Origin of the sequence: Mesorhizobium sp. M0292, from assembly GCF_040321695.1 — a bacterium.
GTDB lineage: Bacteria > Pseudomonadota > Alphaproteobacteria > Rhizobiales > Rhizobiaceae > Mesorhizobium.
Genome location: NZ_JAMYSB010000014.1, coordinates 81,309 through 98,192, shown reverse-complemented (window position 1 = coordinate 98,192; position 16,884 = coordinate 81,309). Strand labels below are relative to the sequence as shown.

The following is a 16,884-nucleotide window of genomic DNA, read 5'->3' as shown; positions in this document are numbered from 1 at the left end:
TCCCCCCGAATTTTATTCTGATCACAGTGTAAAAATATGGAAGACGGACGCGCATCGATACCACATTAACGTGTACTGTACTTCGACAGCTCGAGCTTGAAAAGATACCAGCATTGAAAACTTGCCAGCTACGGTCCTGGCTAACGTCCCGATCCGGAAACTCCCAAGTGCTTCGTGGAGACTCAACTCAAAGTTATGATTGACGGCTCATCACTCATGTACATGCGGCGATATCTGCTGGATTGCCGAGTTGTCACCAGTTTGGTAGACTTTGGTCATGCTGAGAATCGGCTCCGAATGGCAGCGCCTGCTTGAGATCGTCCGCCGCCTTCGCGGCGGCCTGGGCGTTGTTGTTCTTCACCGCCTCGCGATCTCGTCCTGCGCCGCCTTCACGGCGGTGATGAAAGCATCCTTCCGGTGGGGGCGGCGGTGGCCGTCTCAGTGGGGGAAGCGGCGCCGTCGCCTGGCACCAAAGGCCGGTTAGGCAAAGCCAAACAAGACCGCAAACGCGGTCGTCCAAAAATGTCCACCTCAGGATCACCCCAGCCGCCAAGATGATGCCGAAATAATGGACTCAGGGCCTGCGGCGCACTTCTTTATCCACAGCTAATTATCTTTTGTGATACTGCGGATCGCTTTGTCGGAAATTCTTTCATGGCACGATGAAGTCTTGCGCGTGGCAACACCTCGCTTTGCTTGGCGTCTCGGTCGTGCTATGCAGATATAATACTGGCATTTCGGTATTTGCCGTTTGGAATGGCTAGTTGGAAGGGAGCATGGCAGACCTCGCGCAGCCGGCAGCAATCCAATGGGAAGAATTTTCCCAATTGGCCGCCGTTCCGGCCAGTTCAAGAGTTGCCTCCGTAGTCAAATCTCCTGATGGGCGATCCCTGTCGATTCTAATCGAGGGTCTTGACGCACACTGCGACGGAACAGGGAACAAATCTGCTGCCGCCATTCTCGTGGGATCAATTGAGGCAAACATTCCGGCCAAAACAGATTGGACTGCCACACGGGCAGACTTCAGGGGCCAGGTGGCACTCGCCGGCAGTGCAAGAGCAACGGTTCAGTTAACGCTAGCACGGGCCTACGAAAGCCAAACGATGGTCGCGCCCCTTCAAGGAGGGTCCGACAGCATTGATTTTGTCCGAACACTTTATAGTCCCGCGGAAACCGCATTTCCCACTGCTGAAGGAGAGGCTCCTTCATATGCTCCACTCACTATCTCGGTTCAACTCAATCTCGCTTGCGCCGGGAAAGCGGCGTCCGCTCTGGCCGCGGTGGATTCCATTGATCTTGAGCTTTGGCTTCGCTGACACAAGACGTCATATCGCTTCCCACCGAGCAACGAGCCGCAACTCTGGAAGCCCTCCCGCTTTCCCGATCAGGCACAACGGCTTGATCTGCGTCGGGACGCTGAAATGCTTCACCGTTTTCGCACTGGATCGGCATGGGTGAAATCAAAATTTTAACTGAAGTAATTTTCAGTAAGGAGCTTGTTTTAAATTTAGGAACTTACTAGGATGCTGACGCGTTTTTTGCTGCGCCGCACTATCAACTAGACTTTCTACTTGCACCGAATAAACGGGATCACGCGCGAGGGTCTGATCAATGGATTTCATTGAACGGTGGTTTGGCGTAAGCCCTGATGGTGGCAATGGAACGACCGAAGCGCTCTACATCATTGCCGGCCTCGTTGTTGTCGTCGCCGTTCTGGCGCATTGGCGAACGAGGAAGGCCAAGGGCGATTGAGGCTTAAGTGCCTGTTTCAATTGGCGGGATTGACATGCCGTCTGCATCGAAAGTACCGCAGTTCAATCCGGCATCACTGCCCGCCGTTTCAGCTGCGTTCGCCGCGCAATTCAAGCGGGTGGCCGGCCTGGTTCCAAGCGGCGTCCTAGTTCCTCCTGCGGCACCGGGACCGGGGCCAACCAAACCCGGCGTCGAACGCTGGCCGGTCAAGACTGGGACCGACAGCGACGCCGGAGAGGTCGGCACGAACCGAGACGTCGGTACCGAACCCGGGATCGTCGACACTACAGTCGAGGAACTTGCGGCGCTGGCACGTCCGGCCGACATGCTTCCGGTCGGCAAGAACCACAAGAAATATCAAACGCTGCGCGCCCGTCCCGTGAAACTTGTCGTCTGGCGCGTCGTCGCTGACATCATTGTGCTGAAGAAAGAGGACGATGGTGACTTCCATATCGTGCTGCAAGGGGCGAGCGGCGAGACCTGCATCGCCGAGGCGCCGACAGCGCATCCGCCATTCGTTGATGATACCAGCCCATGGTTTGACGCCATGCAGGCGGTTAGGAGGAAGATCGCGGAAAAGTTCGGGCCAAGCTTCGTCGGCGTTCCGTTCGTTCAATTCGGCAAATACCTGATGCCGCAGGCATCGATCGTTCCTGGTACCCCGACCGGAACAGCCCACCTGGACGGAGCAGACATTTTCGACACGGCACTTCCGTTCAAGGCCAAAGTTCCGGCAACGCCCGTCGAGGTGATCGGGGTTGGCTTCTTCGATCGCGTTCACGGGCAGACCGGAGTCGTGCTGAACAATGGCATTGAACTGCATCCAATTCTGAGCGTCACCTGGAAATAGCGCGCGGCGCGTTTCCTCCGGAACGGAGACGGATGTGCGGGACTTTGTAGGCGGAATCTACGATGGCGAGTCACGGGCGTTTATACCCGTGGCGGGTGCTATTGCCGCGGTTGACATCGCCACTGGCAGGCTGTTGTGGCGGCGTGCGGGTCTCGGCCGCCCGGTGGCCGTGACCGGTTCGCGGTTGGTGACGCTTGCGGCGGAGGGCAAGAGTTTCCAGCTTCGACTCGTCGATACCTCGACCGGCGAGGATGCCGGTCGTATCGCAGATTTCGGCATGCCGGATCTCGCCGGCGAAGTCGGCACTGCGCCAGACGCCGTGGATATGGAAGCGGATAAGACGCCGGAGGGGCTGAGGCTGTCTTGGCGGCTCCGGCGACCTTACCGCGGTGGTGCTCCGCCGCCAGCTGATTTGTCCGAGCAAACGCGCGGCGAAACCAGCGGAGCCATCGTACTTGACCCTGAGAAGGTTGTGGCAAGGCAAGCCGCCACGACCCGGCTTGCGCCGGACACGGTTCGACCGGTTGACGCTATCGCCCGGTCGGCGGGCGACCCCGACGTCCTGGCACTGGACCAGATCGGTGGCACGGCATTCGCCCTGAGGGCCCGGATTGCGTCCGGCAACACCGAAGTGAGCCTGGAGGCCCGCGACGCGTCGAGCGGAAGCGTTTTGTGGGAAACCCCGCTATCGCAACACGTGGCATCCAAGCCTACTCCACTGCGCAATTAATTGGATCAGACATGAGGGGAGTTGTTTGTCATGGCCATCAATAAAAGGCGGGTTGCACGCGAACGCGGCATAACGGTTATGCAGGTCGACATGCTACGCACCTCGCGTGCAATGACCAGCGCCGGTATCGAGGCACTACCGGAAACGTCCCTTCTACGGGCGATACGGCGGCAGGACTACCCGGACTCCCCACGTGCCCGTTTGATGTTCCGCCTCGAGCAACTCTATGACAGCAAAGGTCGGCCAACCGAACAGCCGTTGGTAAAGGCACTAAAAGAAGTCGATGGCCTGCGGGCACGCGCCCGCCGTCCGAGCGTGGCGGGAATCCCGTCCGGCGGCCACGTCGCGCCCGCGGCCCTCGGGATGGCGCCACCGCCTGTCGCGGGCCTCGCGAGGCCCGCCTGGAAGGCCCTCGGCCCAGGCAATATTGGCGGCCGCACCTATGCGATCCTTGTTCATCCGGCGCAGCACCAGACGATGTGGGCCGGCAGTGCTGGTGGCGGGATCTGGCGGACCGACGACGGCGGTCAGAGCTGGACGCCGGCCGACGACTTCATGGCAAACCTCTCCGTGACTTGCCTGATGATGGACCCCAACGACGCCAATTTGATTTATGCCGGGACCGGCGAGGGCTTCCACAATGGGGATGCGTTGCGAGGCGGCGGCATTTTCAGGACTACCGATGGCACTCATTGGAGCCAGATTGGATCGACCGCGGGAGCGGGCTGGGACATCGTCAACAGGATAGCGATCAGCGTCGATGGCACGACAATGCTCGTCGCCACCAATGAGGGGATTCGCCGCAGCGTTGACGCCACGCGAGCGAGTTGGCAAACCGTTCTGGCGGCAGAGGTCGCCGACGTGAAGTTTCATCCTACCGATCCCACTCAAGCGATCGCCGCGAGTTTGTCTAGCGGCATGTCGTGGTACTCAGGTGACTCTGGCGCAACCTGGACTCCGTCGACCCACGCAGCAAGCTGGGGAGGCCGCGTTGAACTTTGCTATGCCCGCGCCAATCCCAGCGTTGTCTTTGCATCAGTCAACATAGAAAACGGCCAGATCTGGCGCTCCGCCAACGGCGGCAAGACATTCACGAAACGCAAGAGCCGCAATCCGGATGGCGATTCGGCGAATTACCTCGGCGACCAGGGTTGGTACGATAATGTGATCTGGGCGGACGATCCGACGAATTCCGATATCGTCATTGTCGGCGGAATCGACCTTTGGCGCAGCGTGGATGGCGGAGACGATCTGGTCGATATCAGTACCTGGTGGGACAGGCGTTCGGCCCATGCCGATCAACATTGCATCGTTTCACACCCTGCTTACGATGGCATAGCGAACCGGGCAGTTTTCTTTGGCAACGACGGCGGGATCTATCGCGCCGATGATGCAATGACCGTCGGCAACGACCCCGGTGTACCCCGGATCAGCGGTTGGACCGAACTCAACAACAACTATGCCGTGACCCAATTCTTTGGGGCGGCCGGCAATCTCGCCACCGGGATCATCGTCGCCGGTGCCCAGGACAACGGCACGCTCGCCTTCGATCCAAATACCGGGCCTGAAAACTGGACGCAGATCTTTGGCGGTGATGGCGGATTCTGTGGGGCCGATCCTCAAGATCCACTGACCTTCTACGGTGAATATGTCTACCTTAACATTCATCGCAACAGTGACGGCGCCACCACCGATGACACGGCCGGCAACCGCTACATCACCGGTCAGTTCTGGAACCCCGCAATTAGGGCCTGGGCGTGGAAGGCGGCGCCGTTCCTGATTCCTGACGCCAAAACCAGCAGCGCGCTTTTCATCGCACCTTTCTTGCTTGACCCGAACAATCAAAACCGGATCCTTGCAGGCGGTCAGTCGCTGTGGCGCACCAACGATGCCAAGACGCCGAACACGCCGACGGGCGGGCCTCAGTGGGCTCGGATCAAGCCACCATCGAATGACAAAATCAGTGCGATTTGCGTGACGCCCGGTGACTCGGACCGGGTCTGGGTTGGCTATGGGGACGGCGAGATCTCCAGATCGCTGAACGCCCTCGCGCCGACGCCGAGTTGGTCGCGCATCGACGGCCCAGGGCCGCAGCAGATTCAGGCTGGCCGATACTGCCACCGGATCGTTGTCTCCTCGCACGACCCTGATGTTGTCTTCGTCACATTTGGCGGGTTCTCCGCAAGCAACGTCTGGCGAACCGATGACGGCGGAGCCACTTGGAAGGACATCGCGAGCAACCTGCCAAAGGCGCCGGTCCATGCCTTGGCTATCCATCCCGACCACGCCAACAGTCTCTACATCGGTAGCGAGGTCGGGGTATTCGCAAGTGACGATCTCGGTGGGACCTGGTCACCCACCAATGAGGGGCCAGCAAACGTTTCGGTGGATGATCTGTTCTGGATGGATCGCAAATTGATTTGCGTGACCCACGGCAGGGGCTTGTTCGAGATCGATCTGTCACTAGCTGTCGCGTAGCGAGGGCGAGGACAGCACGAGACCTTTGCTCCACACGGGCCATCGGACCTGACGACGATGAAGACCGCGATTCCGGTGCCCCGATCCGATGAGTGAAGAAAATCCTGGCTGACCGTAGGCCGTGTTCTCAGGATGCGGTTTGTCGTTCTCCTGAAATCACCGCTCAGGATGCTTCCATCTACAGGCCGGCATCGCTAGCAGAGCCCTTCGCAAGGAACCCCGTCTTTGTCGCGGTCGAGTTTGCCGCCCCAAGAACAGTTGTCGAGATACTAGCGAGCGTCGTCGCACGAGCCGATTTGAGAGCAGTTCCGCCGTGGTTCGCATGAATAGGCACTTTGTGCGACCAGAGGGCGTTTGATGAACCCAAAGGGCTTCGACGAAGGAGCGTTTTCGCCATTTTGTGCGCGCCATTCCCAAGGCGTCTGGAAGGCTCCGACCCATATGCCGACCTTCGCGATCTCCGCCTTCGCCTGCTGCGCCGAATATGCGCCGCGGCTGTAGCGAGGCCAATCCATCGCCTGGCCATGCTCGACCATCCACGCGGCGACGTTGATACCATCGGCGCGCAGACAATCCCCGACAAAGCGGCGATATCGGTCCCAAGTCACGAACGTGCATTTGACCGGACTGGAAGCCCACAAGAAGGTCGCCAGAGCCTCGGCCGAGCGGCGCCCGCACGGATAGTCGAAGCCCGTGGCGTCACCGCAGGACTGGCTGCTCTCTGGGGCGTCGATGCCATCGAAACGGATCCGCTGGCCGTGGATCTCGATCGTGGCTGCGGCCGACGGCAGCGTGCGTATCAGGTGGTATGTGTGGCAACGGACGCGGACCCGTTTCAGACGAGCTTAGCTATAGCCCTGCCCTCCCTGGCCAGGAACGACAATTCTATGATATCGGAGCGCACGACGCCGCCTTCCTACCCAAGCCTGCTTTTTGGCAATGCCGATCGCGCTGCGGATTAGCTCCGCGCGATCGTTGGGTAGTCCCTAGCCATGCCCGTTTTGGTGCGGTACGCCTCTCGCTGTTTCTGGAAGGTTCTACGGCTCTTTCCAGGCGCTGCCGATCGCCTTTCTGACAACGGTGGCGCCTAACGGCTTTGTGCCCTCGATGTCCTCGATGGTCCGTAGCAATGTATAGTGGTCGATCCTCTCGGCGTGGTGGCCAGGCTTGATGCCGGCGCCGTAGAGCACCGTGAAGATGTGGTTCTCAAGACGGTAATCGTCTTCGTCGAAGGTGACAATCAGCAGGCTATTGTGCTTGCGCGACCAGTTGGCATAGGTGCGAAGATTGGCCTTCAGCCAGGCATCAGCCTGCACGATTGTGCCGTCATGCATGTCGTTGACTAAGTTGGGGATGACGAAGCTGACCGCCGGCAGCCGCGCAAAGTCGCGCGGAAACGCGGTCAGTGATTTTCCGGTCCCGCTAGCGTCAGCAAAGGATTCCCACGGGTTGTGCTTTCGCGGCGATCCGGCCTCGGCATAGCCCACGAAGGCCTTGCCGACAGCGTGAAGGCGGTTGGCAAGATTGGGCGCGGCGATATCGTGGAAGCCGTCGTCACGTACCCCGTGCGTCGAGCCACTGAACAGCGCCAGGTAGTTGGGCTGGCTCGGATGAGCGACCCCATGCGAATTAATGAACAAGGCCCCGTCCCTCGCCAGCTTCTGCAGATAGGGAGCGGCGCCCGGCTGTGCTATCTGGTCGAAGGAATGGTTTTCCATGACGACTACTACGACATGGTCGTATTTCGGCGGCGCGTCAGCCAAGGCGACAGCGCCCCCATCCAAGGCAATGCCGAAGGCCAGGACAAACACCACGGAAAGCTGAAGAAGATTGTGCCGTTTTTGACGCACGTTCACCCTCGCGACGTCGTTGCTAGGAAGCCTATTCGTCCGACAAACACGCCATGAATCCAGCCGGGAAACACGCATACTACAGCGGCCGGTAGGTAGCACTCAATACCAGTTCAGGAGGTAAGTTCTTCGCAAAAAAATCTAAGTCCAGGAGAAGCTAGCTACTTTTCGCTTAGCCTTGGCTTTGCGCATTGAAGGCATGTTTTCTGACTGTGCCTGCTTGTACCCCAATGCTGTGACCGCAAGGCAGGTATCTACATACAGTGGACGATGTCCTCGGGTCACGGTCAAAAGCGGAAAATTACCGGGTCGGCAGGCCGCGATTGCACCGGCGGTAGTATTTCCATTTCTCGTGCGGTGAGCGATTTCGAACAGCCCCTGAAGAGCGGGCCAAATTTTAAGCGGATAGCACGCCATGATGCACCTGCAATACAGGCGATCCGAGTATAAAACCATTAACGGATACGGAATGCTTGCCGTCAACGGTCATATTTGTTGGAGACGATTGAATATTATAGGCGTTACGCCATTAGCGGAGAACGCTGACGCCTTGATCCAACTAAGTTCAGAGCGAGATGCTCCATCAATCGAAGAGAATAGTTCTAAGCCAGCGATGTCGCACTTTTACCTTGCGAATGGTAAGGCAAACCACATAATATCCGCTATCTTAAAGGGAATTGGGGCAAATTCTGGCCTTCCACTAGACGAAGGCATTGGAGGGGCGAAAAAATGCGTTGGTATTTGGGCATGCCGAGTTTGCTGCTCTCAATTAGCCTTGGCGCCTGTGCGCAGTTGCTGGGTAGCGGGCCAACAGTCGACGACCGGGTCATCGTTCCGAGGGTCGCTGCATGTAATAGCGCTAGCGACACACCGAAAGCCGCGAACGATTATATGCAGATTGGGTTCGCGAACGTTTATGCAGCGTGTGAAGCATTCTTTGTCGACGCCACCAGGTTTCAGCAAAATGCCTTGGCCACCAATCAGACGCTGGACTCTGGTTTGATCGGAGCGACGTCTATCATTACTGCCACCAGTTCTGCGGCAAGCGCAGTTAAAGCAATCACGATCACCACGGCCGGAATCGTTATGGGAAAGTCTCTCCTGAACAACTACACCGCGACCTATGCGTTCGGAACGCACTTGTACAAAGTGCGACAGCTTGTTCAGAACGACATGGATAATTATGCGATGAAGGTCGCTCCTCCTGCCGACACATGCATTGCTTATGCCAATGTTCAAAAGCTGGCGACCAAGTGCACACTGGCAAATATGCAAGCGCTATTGGACGCCCAGGTCGCGATACCGTCTCAGGTCTCCAGTCCCGCAGCGATACCGCCGCCGGCTCTACCGAAAGCCTTCCTGGCGAAACGAGTTCGTCCCGGTTTCCAGCCGTTTCAGTCTTCACCGCCAATGAGTTCAACAGTCGTGCCTGTTCAACAATAAGGTGATCGAAAGCTCGAAATCAGCTCGGGTTCAAGGCTCGGCGATGGTTCCACGCAAGAAAACAACCGTGGCCTCGCCTCGTGGCGCTCTCATGCGGTGGTTCCGATTGTCATCCTACGTGTCGCACGAATACACAATGAAATTCGCACGACTTCGCCGATGAAAGATCCCGAAAAGATCTTTTCAATGACCGTTGACCTGAAGCGTCAATTATATACTATGTCCTCGGTCAGAGGCAAGCTAATATAATGTAAATTGCCAACGCGCCCAAGTCTAAGCTATCGATTGAGTGGGGTTGGGTCCAGATGCGCATGGGCTACGGCTATCTTTCGCGGCAGGGAACGTATCAAGAGGGATGCGATGGCTTTGGCCAAAAAGACGCTCTGGGTGGTCGACATCAAGACCGAAGCGGCGGAGAAGATGTTTGCCAAGCACGCCTTGGCTATCTCGGCGACGGCCGTCTGCATTCGCACATCGAGCGGCCGTCTCGAGGGCGCGATAGACCGGTTTCACAAGATCGGGATCATGGTCTATGGCTGGCGATGGCCATCGGCCGTCCAGGCAACGGCCCTGGCGGAGGCCAACAAGGTAGCAAAGAATTTGATACCGGCCGGATTGGACGGCTACATCGTGGATCCGGAGTCGGACGGGCCCGGGAAGAACGACTGGAACAACTCGAAAAAGGATCTCGGCCCGCTCGCCAAGCAATTTTGCGACACAATCAAGAAGGCGGCCGGCAAGAACTTCGTCTTTGGAACGACCTCCGGCTGTGCTTATCCAGCCCCGGGCGGCAAGCCGCACATCCCGTTCAAGGAATTCTTCGCTGCAAGCGACATTCTGCTGCCGCAGACATATTGGCGGTGGACGCATTTCGACCCGAAAAAGAAACTGGATGTGGTCGATAACATCAACGGTGGAATCCCCGCCAAATCTATAAAGCGCGGTCTCGACGCCTGGAAGCCCAAGGCGGGAGGAAAGATAATCCTACCAATGGCAGGCGAAGTCGATGTCGTCACGCCGAAGGAGATAGCCGACTATGGCGCCGAACTGGCCAAGCTCGGCGTAGCGGAAGCCCATTTCTATACCGACAACGGTAAAATCCCGGTGCCGGTGCTGGCGGCGATCAAGGCATTGTAATGCCTCGGCAGCCTAAAATCTGCTGACGCTGCCGCAGATGACTGCATGTCGCGCGAAAGCGAGGGATCAAGACGATGTCCGACAGCACGCCACCCGACCCAATTCCGTTCCCAGCGCGGCGCCCGCTGAAGGTCTATGCATTCGATCCGAGCATGGGGCACATGCTGGGCAACCATTTGGGCCTGACGGTCGCCTATGAGCCGCTTCAGCCCGGGCCTGTCGGCGCAAGAGTTGCGGTCGTAGACTATGATGGTCACACCGGGACGTATTATGCGCCGGTCGATCTCGACGACAAAGCGATTCTGATGCGGGGTGGGCTCGACCCTAGCGAGTCCGACCCGAGATTCCACCAGCAGATGGTGTATGCCGTTGCGTCGGAGACGCTCGAACGCTTCGAGGTCGCGCTTGGACGCAAGATCCACTGGCATCGGGCAGGCCCTGGCCCAAACCGTCTGAATCTCTACCCCCACGCGATGCTTGAGGCGAACGCCTATTATAGCCGGGATATCCACGGAATCGTGTTCGGATACTTTCCCGCCGGTCCGGATGCCGACGGCGATGTGCTGCCTCGGCAGACCGTTTTCACCTGCCTGTCGCACGATATCATCGCGCATGAGGTGACCCACGCCGTCATCGACGGCATCCGAGAGCATTTCACCGAGCCGACCAACATCGATGTCACCGCGTTTCACGAAGCGTTTGCTGATCTTGCGGCGTTGTTTCGCCACTTCTCTCATCAGGATGCGCTTCTCGATACGCTGCAACGGACCGGCGGCCGCCTCTACGCCCCGAGCTTGGCAGCCGACGCAAAAGGCCCGACGGCGCACGCCAATGTCGGCGCCGAGATTTCGCCGAACAATCCGCTCGTACAGCTTGCCCGTCAGTTCGGCCAAGTCTCGGGCCGCAGCGGCGGCTTGCGAAGCGCGCTGGACCAAAAATCGAACGCGAATAGTATACGCAGCGTCACCGAGCCTCATGCTCGCGGGGCAATCCTTGTCGCTGCCATGTTCGATGCATTCTTCACCACCTACGTCAGTCGTACCGCCGATCTGTTCAAGGTTTTCCGAATCGGCGGAGCTCGCCCCGATTCCGATGATTTGCCGGGTCCGCTCGCATTGCTGCTTGCCGAGCGCGCCTCCAAGACCGCCGACATGTTCTTCATGATCTGCGCCCGTGCGCTGGATTATTGCCCGCCTGTAGACATTACCTTCGGCGATTTTCTTCGGGCGCTGATCACCGCCGATTCCGACCTTTATCCGGTCGATGCCCGTGATGTGCGCTATACCATCATGCAGGCGTTCAGGCGTCGCGGCATTGTCCCCGAAGGCTCCCTGTATTTTTCGGAAGAGTCCCTGCGTTGGCCCCTGGCTTCCCCCGGGTTGCCTGCTGTCAAGGGACTGGTGTTCGGCGACCCGAACGGTCTCTCGAGAGAAGAGCAGGATATCAATGGACGGGTGCTGTGGGCATACGCTGCTGCCAACGCCGAAGCGCTCGGCTTCAATCGCGAGCACGGCAAGGTCAGCGTGCCGTCATTCCATCCAATTTTCCGCCTGGGCGAAGACGGTGTCCTGAGAATAGACATGGTCGTCGAACTCATCCAGAAACGAAAGATCGCATTCGACGAGGCCAGTCCGGAACTAGGCGCGTTCGAGGTTAACTCCGGCGTGACGCTAATGATCGCAAACCAGCCGCTTAAGGAAGGCTCGCGGCCAGACCCGGTCGTTCGCTATGTCATCCCCCGACATGCCCGATGATCATCGTATCCGGCGCCAGCGCACCGCCTATGCCGTCGGCGCCTATATGAAGGATCATCGCATCGACTTCAGCCTGGTTCACGGAGGGCAATAATGGCCAAGCGATCGACAAAGACAAAAGGCGCTGCCCCTAGCGCTGTCGGCGGTGAAGCAGGCATACGCGTACGCATGTACCGGGTTGGATTTGGCGACTTCTTCCTGTTGACGCTCCGCGCCAAGGATGGGACGCCGGTCCATATTCTGATCGACTGCGGCGTTCATGCAAGGCCGACCAACAGCATCGACAGAGCCATTCAGCAGCTTGAGACTGAGACCGGCGGCGAGCTTGCCCTGATCATCATGACCCACCGGCATGCCGACCATATCTCCGGCTTTGATTCCGGCAGCGAGATCTTCGCGAAATTCAACGTCGGGCGGGTCTGGATGCCATGGTTCGAAAGTCGGACGGACGCGGCTGCGCGCGCCTTTCAGGCCGGCATCACGACGCTGGCGCAAAAACTCCAGCTGGCGCTTGCCGCCCGCAACAACCCCGATGACGAGCAATATGAGAGCATGGCGAGCAACATCACAGGTGCGATGGCTGTGGCTGGCGGCGGCTCGTCGAATGAGCGCGCGCTCGCTGTCCTCCACGGCGGTTTTGCAGGCAAAACGCCGGTGGACTATTATGGCTCCGGTGACAATCCGGTCTTACCCGATGCTTTGGTGGCAATCGGCTTGCAGGCAAAGGTGCTCGGGCCGCCGCGAGACACGGACCTTGTCAAACAGATGGACAACAGAAACCATCAATACCTTGCTGCTGTCGATACGTTGATGGAAGGCGCCTCGCAAAATACGGGGTCCGTGTTTGGACCCGGCTTTGAAGGCTCGGCGCACGACTACGACGGTAGCGTGTTCGGCGCCGGCGGGCCTTTGAAGCTGCAGAAGACCATTGGCTCGATGCAGCCCGACATGCTGCGCGCCGCCGCCGCGCAGGCCGACAACACGCTCAACAACCAGAGCCTGGTCATCCTCTTCAACTTTAACGGAAAGTCCCTGCTGTTTGCCGGCGACGCGCAGTGGGGAAACTGGTCCAATTTTCTATTCGGCGGTGCTCTCGGATCGCCGGGGCACACGGCTCCCACACAATCGGCCAAGGACATTCTTGCCAGCATCGACTTCTACAAGGTCGGTCATCATGGCAGCACTAACGCGACGCCGGTCGACGCGCTCGAGGCGATGAAGAATGGCGTCGTTGCAATGTGCTCGACGGCCGAACATGCCTATGGCAGCGAAGAGAACAAAAGCGAGGTTCCACGTAAACCTTTGATGACTGCACTGGAGACCAAGACCAATCATCAGCTGGCGCGCAGCGATCAGGTGCCTGTCGAAGGGGCTGGAGTGATCAACACGCCCCTCGCCGCGCCATTCGTGACTCCGACCAACGACCTTTACATCGACTACGCCTTTTAACTAGTTGTCGGCTTCTTCTACATTGTCACCCGTTGCACTGGGTTGGCGTAACGGGCGATCATTCATGGGCAGTAGCATGGAGCTGGTGAGCTCACTGCGAACGCGTTCGCTGCCGGTTTAGGGGAAAATTGGCAGAGAACTCACGGCAGTCGCCTTAATCTATCACGGACAATCTGCTGAAGCTCCACAGGTCCATAGATGGGTGGTGCCCTCGCGTGGGTGCTGATCGATCCGTTTTGGACCGCCTAGCGGAGGTCCCGCATTTCGAAGCCGGGATCGTAGGCGGTGGTTTCTTCACCGATCGCGACCAGCCTAGCACCGATCTTGGCCAGCTTCCGCGTCAACTCATCAACCACAGAACCTTATTTCGCAGTCATTCGTTCGCTTGGCGACCGTCTTGATCCAAAGCGACCGAGCTGTCACTTTACTTGGCTTGTTCGCTGTGTGTCAGCAGGCGGTCGATTGTTAGAAGACGTGTTGAACACGGCCGTTACGATGAACACGGATGTCGCCGAAAGCAGGCTGACACAAAACGTCACGACGTTAGTGAAAGTCGCTCCGCCGTTCGATTTGCCTTGGTCGACCACGAGATACATAATGGTCACTATCAAAATTCCGACGATTGTGATCGGCGGACCGATGACAACCCAAGGCGGCAACCTTATCGCGGTAACGTTCTTGGGCGGATCGGCGAACCATTTGAACACAATCGTCAATTGGGTAAGGAAAGTCGGTATGATGATTTTGAAGGCACTTTGGGCATCTTCAGAACTGATAGGCAAGAGCATGGTCTGCTGAAACAACAATATATATGCACCGAGAAATGACGTAGTTCCAAGGAAGAAAATTCCGAGCCAGTTTCTAACGTCGTTCGCTGTCTTCACTTATTTTCTCCCGAGTTTTTTGTCTCAACGATACTGCCGACGCCATTGGATACAGTTGCGCCCAAGCGGGTAGACGTATTTGCGACGGCCGTCTGAACAGCTGCCTGCACTACTTTTTGATAGGCGGCATATTGATCTGCTGAGGGCTCCGGATATTTGCTCTTTTGCCCAATCCCAAGCTGAAGCGCCAAATCAACGTAAACGAAGATCCGATCGCCTTCGGGTTTTGTCTCGGCGCTGGTCACCTCGGCCCAAACACCGTCGTAAGACCCACCTTCCCAAACAGAAATCGTATAAGTGGTGATTTCGTACCAAGGACCCTCGAAACCGGCAAGGATGTTGCTCTTCTCGTAGAGGCGCTGAAACCGGAACTGACCCGGTGGACCGGGAATTTTTGCAAGTTCCGCTGAGAGCGGTGCTTCGTGAAATATCTTTGTCAACTCACTCTTAAAAGTACTCACTGTGGCTTTCACACACGCACGGTGGTCTGTGCACTTTGAGAGATCGAATACAGGCTGATACGAGACGAGTACATTGCCTCCCTGAGAATTGCGATAACGAAATAAGGAATTGACTTCCTTGCCATAGACGTAAAGCGACTTGTTCGTCTGCAGCGCCAATGGCTCGACAGTCTTCAGTGGCGCACCCAAGGGCGTCCAATTGTCGTCGACGGGAACCGTCGCTACGACCCATAACCGGACCGAACGCTCGCCTTGCAAGAGGGCAACGGTATTTTCCGGGAACACCGCACCGTTTGTGTAGATCTCAGAGATCTTATCGGCGTTGGCGACCATGTCGTAAGAACGCACGTACCTGGCAAACTGCTGGTCGGGATAGTCCTCGGCCGCCTTTCTTTCGAAAGGACGTCGGGCCGTAAACTTATCAAATAGCTTGCTGTTATCCATGCGATCAAGCCGCTGCAGCAACGTAGCCGCTAGCTCATCAGGGATTTGATGTAGCTTGTACGTGTAGGCCCACTCTTTCGGCACGCTATAGGAAGAGGTATATCCTCCGGGAATAACAGGAGGACTGAACGTCAGATTGTCGTTTCCTGACAATTTCGAAGATTCGCCTTCGGTCCTCAGAATCAGGGGGATGTTTATCGCCGGCGCTGCCGGAAAAATATCAGGAGAGGTCGTCGTCAAAGAGCCCAGACGCTCGATCAGGAAGTCATCTCTCAAAATTTCGTTCGTTTCATATCCAGGACATTCAACTTTTTCGTCGAACGCGGGAATATCGACTTCGCCATCGCGAAACCAGTTAGAACAAAGCTTTTGAGGCCGCTTGGGCAACTGATCCAGATCGCTGATGAGTTCGGAAATAGGTTTGACCGGAGGGCTGACTTTCACGTCGGCTCCCACTATCATCAGTTCGCAATTGCAGTCTTTCTGACGCTCTTCCTTCGCTTTCTCATCCACGCATCGCGCAAGCGATTTCTGCGATGCGATCTGAGGCGATGGCTGGTCGAAATAGTACCAATAGCTGTACATGAAATACGGCTCGTGGATGGTGCCGCCCCAACGAATGCACGCGGCGCCGGCTTTGTGCCCTGTCAACGTGTCGTAGCCGTTCCCGCCGCTTTTGACGTCGGATTTGAACTCGCTGAGCACCCGTTCGGTCATCAGCTGACGGAATACTTCGTCCGGAGTCGATTGCGCCGTTGAAACTACAGATTGCGCCCCTAACAACAACACGATTGAAAAAGCGCCAGTTACCGTTTTCCCGATCCGCATCGATAATCCCTCATCGATCCCGCGCTTATCGCATTACACTACCTTCGATTGCGTTTGCAGCAACTAAAATCATTCGCGAGCTAGGCTCAGGACTCATTGATTACAGCCAGAAGATGCCGGTTGCTGCGATCCAGATTGCTGAGAAGAAAGTGTGGGGCGCATCGGTCGTCGCGGGTGGCGATGCGGCGCCAGTCCTTGAGCTTGGCGAACAGGTTCTCGACCTTGTGGCGCTGGCGGAAGAGTGCCCTGTCGTAGTCGTAGGGAACTTTGCGGCTTCGGCTTGACGGGATGCACGGCGCGATGCCCCTCTTTTTGAGGTCCTCGCGTAACCAAGCGCTGTCGTAAGCTCCGGTACATCAACTTCTGTTCCTCCGTGCCAAGCTACAGTCTCCCTTCGATGTCGCCGGCTATCGAAACTCACCCTGGGCTATGGAGCCGCCTCGACGAAGAACCGGGGCGAAACCCATCACCTCTGACCCTGCAGGGATCTACACCTTAAAGCGTTGGGCGTTCCACACTGAGGAACTAGCCTAGCAGCCGGTTCGTTACAGCAAAAGCTCGCCTCGGCGGCGGGCTTTTTTATTTTGAAAGTACTTGTGATCGAGGCGGCGATTCCACGTTGAAGCCCTTCGACAAAAAGCTGGGCCAATGCCAGGCGTTTTTGACCTTCGAGGGATCATGGCTGCAACGCCACCCTACGTCTGCTTTGGGCAGAAGCGGTGTCGGCCTGGATGTCGGCTATGAGGCGCGAAGCTGCCGTTCATAACAGGGTACTTGGAAGTCGTGCCGTCGCGCTATCGGGCGCAACGTGCCAAGGGGTCGAT

General features: G+C 57.5%; 14 protein-coding genes and 1 pseudogene. 10 read left to right on the top strand and 5 right to left on the bottom strand.

Going from position 1 to position 16,884, the window contains the following annotated elements; translation table 11 throughout:
* Positions 1-776: 776 nt before the first annotated feature.
* The 5 genes from NKI96_RS21340 to NKI96_RS21320 all read left to right on the top strand — a co-directional run bounded on the left by NKI96_RS21340 (position 777) and on the right by NKI96_RS21320 (position 5,810).
* Positions 777-1,316: a hypothetical protein gene (locus NKI96_RS21340; protein ID WP_352544691.1), complete on the top strand. Its 540-nt coding sequence runs from the start codon at positions 777-779 to the stop codon at positions 1,314-1,316.
* Between the two features lie 295 nt (positions 1,317-1,611).
* Entirely contained in the window at positions 1,612-1,752 is a 141-nt protein-coding gene (locus NKI96_RS21335; RefSeq protein ID WP_352544690.1) for a hypothetical protein, read from the top strand.
* A gap of 34 nt (positions 1,753-1,786) precedes the next feature.
* Positions 1,787-2,602 carry a hypothetical protein gene (locus NKI96_RS21330; RefSeq protein WP_352805982.1) on the top strand — a complete coding sequence of 272 codons (816 nt, stop codon included), beginning with the start codon at positions 1,787-1,789 and terminating at the stop codon, positions 2,600-2,602.
* A 34-nt stretch (positions 2,603-2,636) separates the two neighbouring features.
* Positions 2,637-3,332, top strand: a complete 696-nt coding sequence (locus NKI96_RS21325) for a PQQ-binding-like beta-propeller repeat protein (RefSeq protein ID WP_352805979.1) — start codon at positions 2,637-2,639, stop codon at positions 3,330-3,332.
* 30 nt (positions 3,333-3,362) lie between these two features.
* A complete protein-coding gene (locus NKI96_RS21320) occupies positions 3,363-5,810 on the top strand; it encodes a beta propeller repeat protein (RefSeq protein ID WP_352544687.1) in 2,448 nt (815 codons plus the stop codon).
* Between the two features lie 194 nt (positions 5,811-6,004).
* On the opposite strand, the pseudogene NKI96_RS21315 reads toward NKI96_RS21320, so the two are convergent.
* The 3 genes and pseudogenes from NKI96_RS21315 to NKI96_RS21305 form a co-directional block, all read right to left on the bottom strand.
* A pseudogene (locus NKI96_RS21315) lies at positions 6,005-6,055 on the bottom strand (excalibur calcium-binding domain-containing protein); the annotation flags it as partial.
* Positions 6,056-6,079: 24 nt separating this feature from the next.
* Positions 6,080-6,544 carry a thermonuclease family protein gene (locus NKI96_RS21310; protein ID WP_502900285.1) on the bottom strand — a complete coding sequence of 155 codons (465 nt, stop codon included), beginning with the start codon at positions 6,542-6,544 and terminating at the stop codon, positions 6,080-6,082.
* Positions 6,545-6,847: 303 nt separating this feature from the next.
* Complete coding sequence (locus NKI96_RS21305) at positions 6,848-7,738, bottom strand: alkaline phosphatase family protein (protein WP_352805978.1); 891 nt, start codon at positions 7,736-7,738, stop codon at positions 6,848-6,850.
* A gap of 651 nt (positions 7,739-8,389) precedes the next feature.
* Here NKI96_RS21305 and NKI96_RS21300 point away from each other — a divergent pair.
* The 4 genes from NKI96_RS21300 (at position 8,390) to NKI96_RS21285 (ending at position 13,443) form a co-directional block, all read left to right on the top strand.
* On the top strand, positions 8,390-9,103 hold the full coding sequence (locus NKI96_RS21300; protein ID WP_352544684.1) for a hypothetical protein: 714 nt from the start codon (positions 8,390-8,392) through the stop codon (positions 9,101-9,103).
* A 360-nt stretch (positions 9,104-9,463) separates the two neighbouring features.
* The gene (locus NKI96_RS21295; protein WP_352805977.1) at positions 9,464-10,240 is read left to right on the top strand and encodes a hypothetical protein; all 777 of its coding nucleotides are present in this window, start codon (positions 9,464-9,466) and stop codon (positions 10,238-10,240) included.
* A 74-nt stretch (positions 10,241-10,314) separates the two neighbouring features.
* Positions 10,315-11,994: a gluzincin family metallopeptidase gene (locus NKI96_RS21290; RefSeq protein WP_352805975.1), complete on the top strand. Its 1,680-nt coding sequence runs from the start codon at positions 10,315-10,317 to the stop codon at positions 11,992-11,994.
* Positions 11,995-12,087: 93 nt separating this feature from the next.
* Positions 12,088-13,443 carry a ComEC/Rec2 family competence protein gene (locus NKI96_RS21285; protein WP_352805972.1) on the top strand — a complete coding sequence of 452 codons (1,356 nt, stop codon included), beginning with the start codon at positions 12,088-12,090 and terminating at the stop codon, positions 13,441-13,443.
* 419 nt (positions 13,444-13,862) lie between these two features.
* On the opposite strand, the gene NKI96_RS21280 is transcribed toward NKI96_RS21285, so the two are convergent.
* Positions 13,863-14,327, bottom strand: a complete 465-nt coding sequence (locus NKI96_RS21280; protein ID WP_352544679.1) for a hypothetical protein — start codon at positions 14,325-14,327, stop codon at positions 13,863-13,865.
* Positions 14,324-15,949 carry a hypothetical protein gene (locus tag NKI96_RS21275; RefSeq protein ID WP_352805970.1) on the bottom strand — a complete coding sequence of 542 codons (1,626 nt, stop codon included), beginning with the start codon at positions 15,947-15,949 and terminating at the stop codon, positions 14,324-14,326. The genes NKI96_RS21280 and NKI96_RS21275 overlap by 4 nt, the downstream gene beginning before the upstream one ends.
* Before the next feature lie 38 nt (positions 15,950-15,987).
* On the opposite strand from NKI96_RS21275, the gene NKI96_RS21270 reads away from it, so the two are divergent.
* Entirely contained in the window at positions 15,988-16,344 is a 357-nt protein-coding gene (locus NKI96_RS21270; RefSeq protein ID WP_352805967.1) for a hypothetical protein, read from the top strand.
* Positions 16,345-16,884: the final 540 nt, after the last annotated feature.

Bases quoted from the DNA above. Each gene is read 5' to 3' on its own strand.
- NKI96_RS21340 (WP_352544691.1), top strand. From the start codon at position 777: ATGGCAGACCTCGCGCAGCCGGCAGCAATCCAATGGGAAGAATTTTCC.
- NKI96_RS21335 (WP_352544690.1), top strand. From the start codon at position 1,612: ATGGATTTCATTGAACGGTGGTTTGGCGTAAGCCCTGATGGTGGCAAT.
- NKI96_RS21330 (WP_352805982.1), top strand. From the start codon at position 1,787: ATGCCGTCTGCATCGAAAGTACCGCAGTTCAATCCGGCATCACTGCCC.
- NKI96_RS21320 (WP_352544687.1), top strand. From the start codon at position 3,363: ATGGCCATCAATAAAAGGCGGGTTGCACGCGAACGCGGCATAACGGTT.
- NKI96_RS21305 (WP_352805978.1), bottom strand. From the start codon at position 7,738: ATGCGTGTTTCCCGGCTGGATTCATGGCGTGTTTGTCGGACGAATAGG.
- NKI96_RS21300 (WP_352544684.1), top strand. From the start codon at position 8,390: ATGCGTTGGTATTTGGGCATGCCGAGTTTGCTGCTCTCAATTAGCCTT.
- NKI96_RS21295 (WP_352805977.1), top strand. From the start codon at position 9,464: ATGGCTTTGGCCAAAAAGACGCTCTGGGTGGTCGACATCAAGACCGAA.
- NKI96_RS21290 (WP_352805975.1), top strand. From the start codon at position 10,315: ATGTCCGACAGCACGCCACCCGACCCAATTCCGTTCCCAGCGCGGCGC.
- NKI96_RS21285 (WP_352805972.1), top strand. From the start codon at position 12,088: ATGGCCAAGCGATCGACAAAGACAAAAGGCGCTGCCCCTAGCGCTGTC.
- NKI96_RS21275 (WP_352805970.1), bottom strand. From the start codon at position 15,949: ATGACCGAACGGGTGCTCAGCGAGTTCAAATCCGACGTCAAAAGCGGC.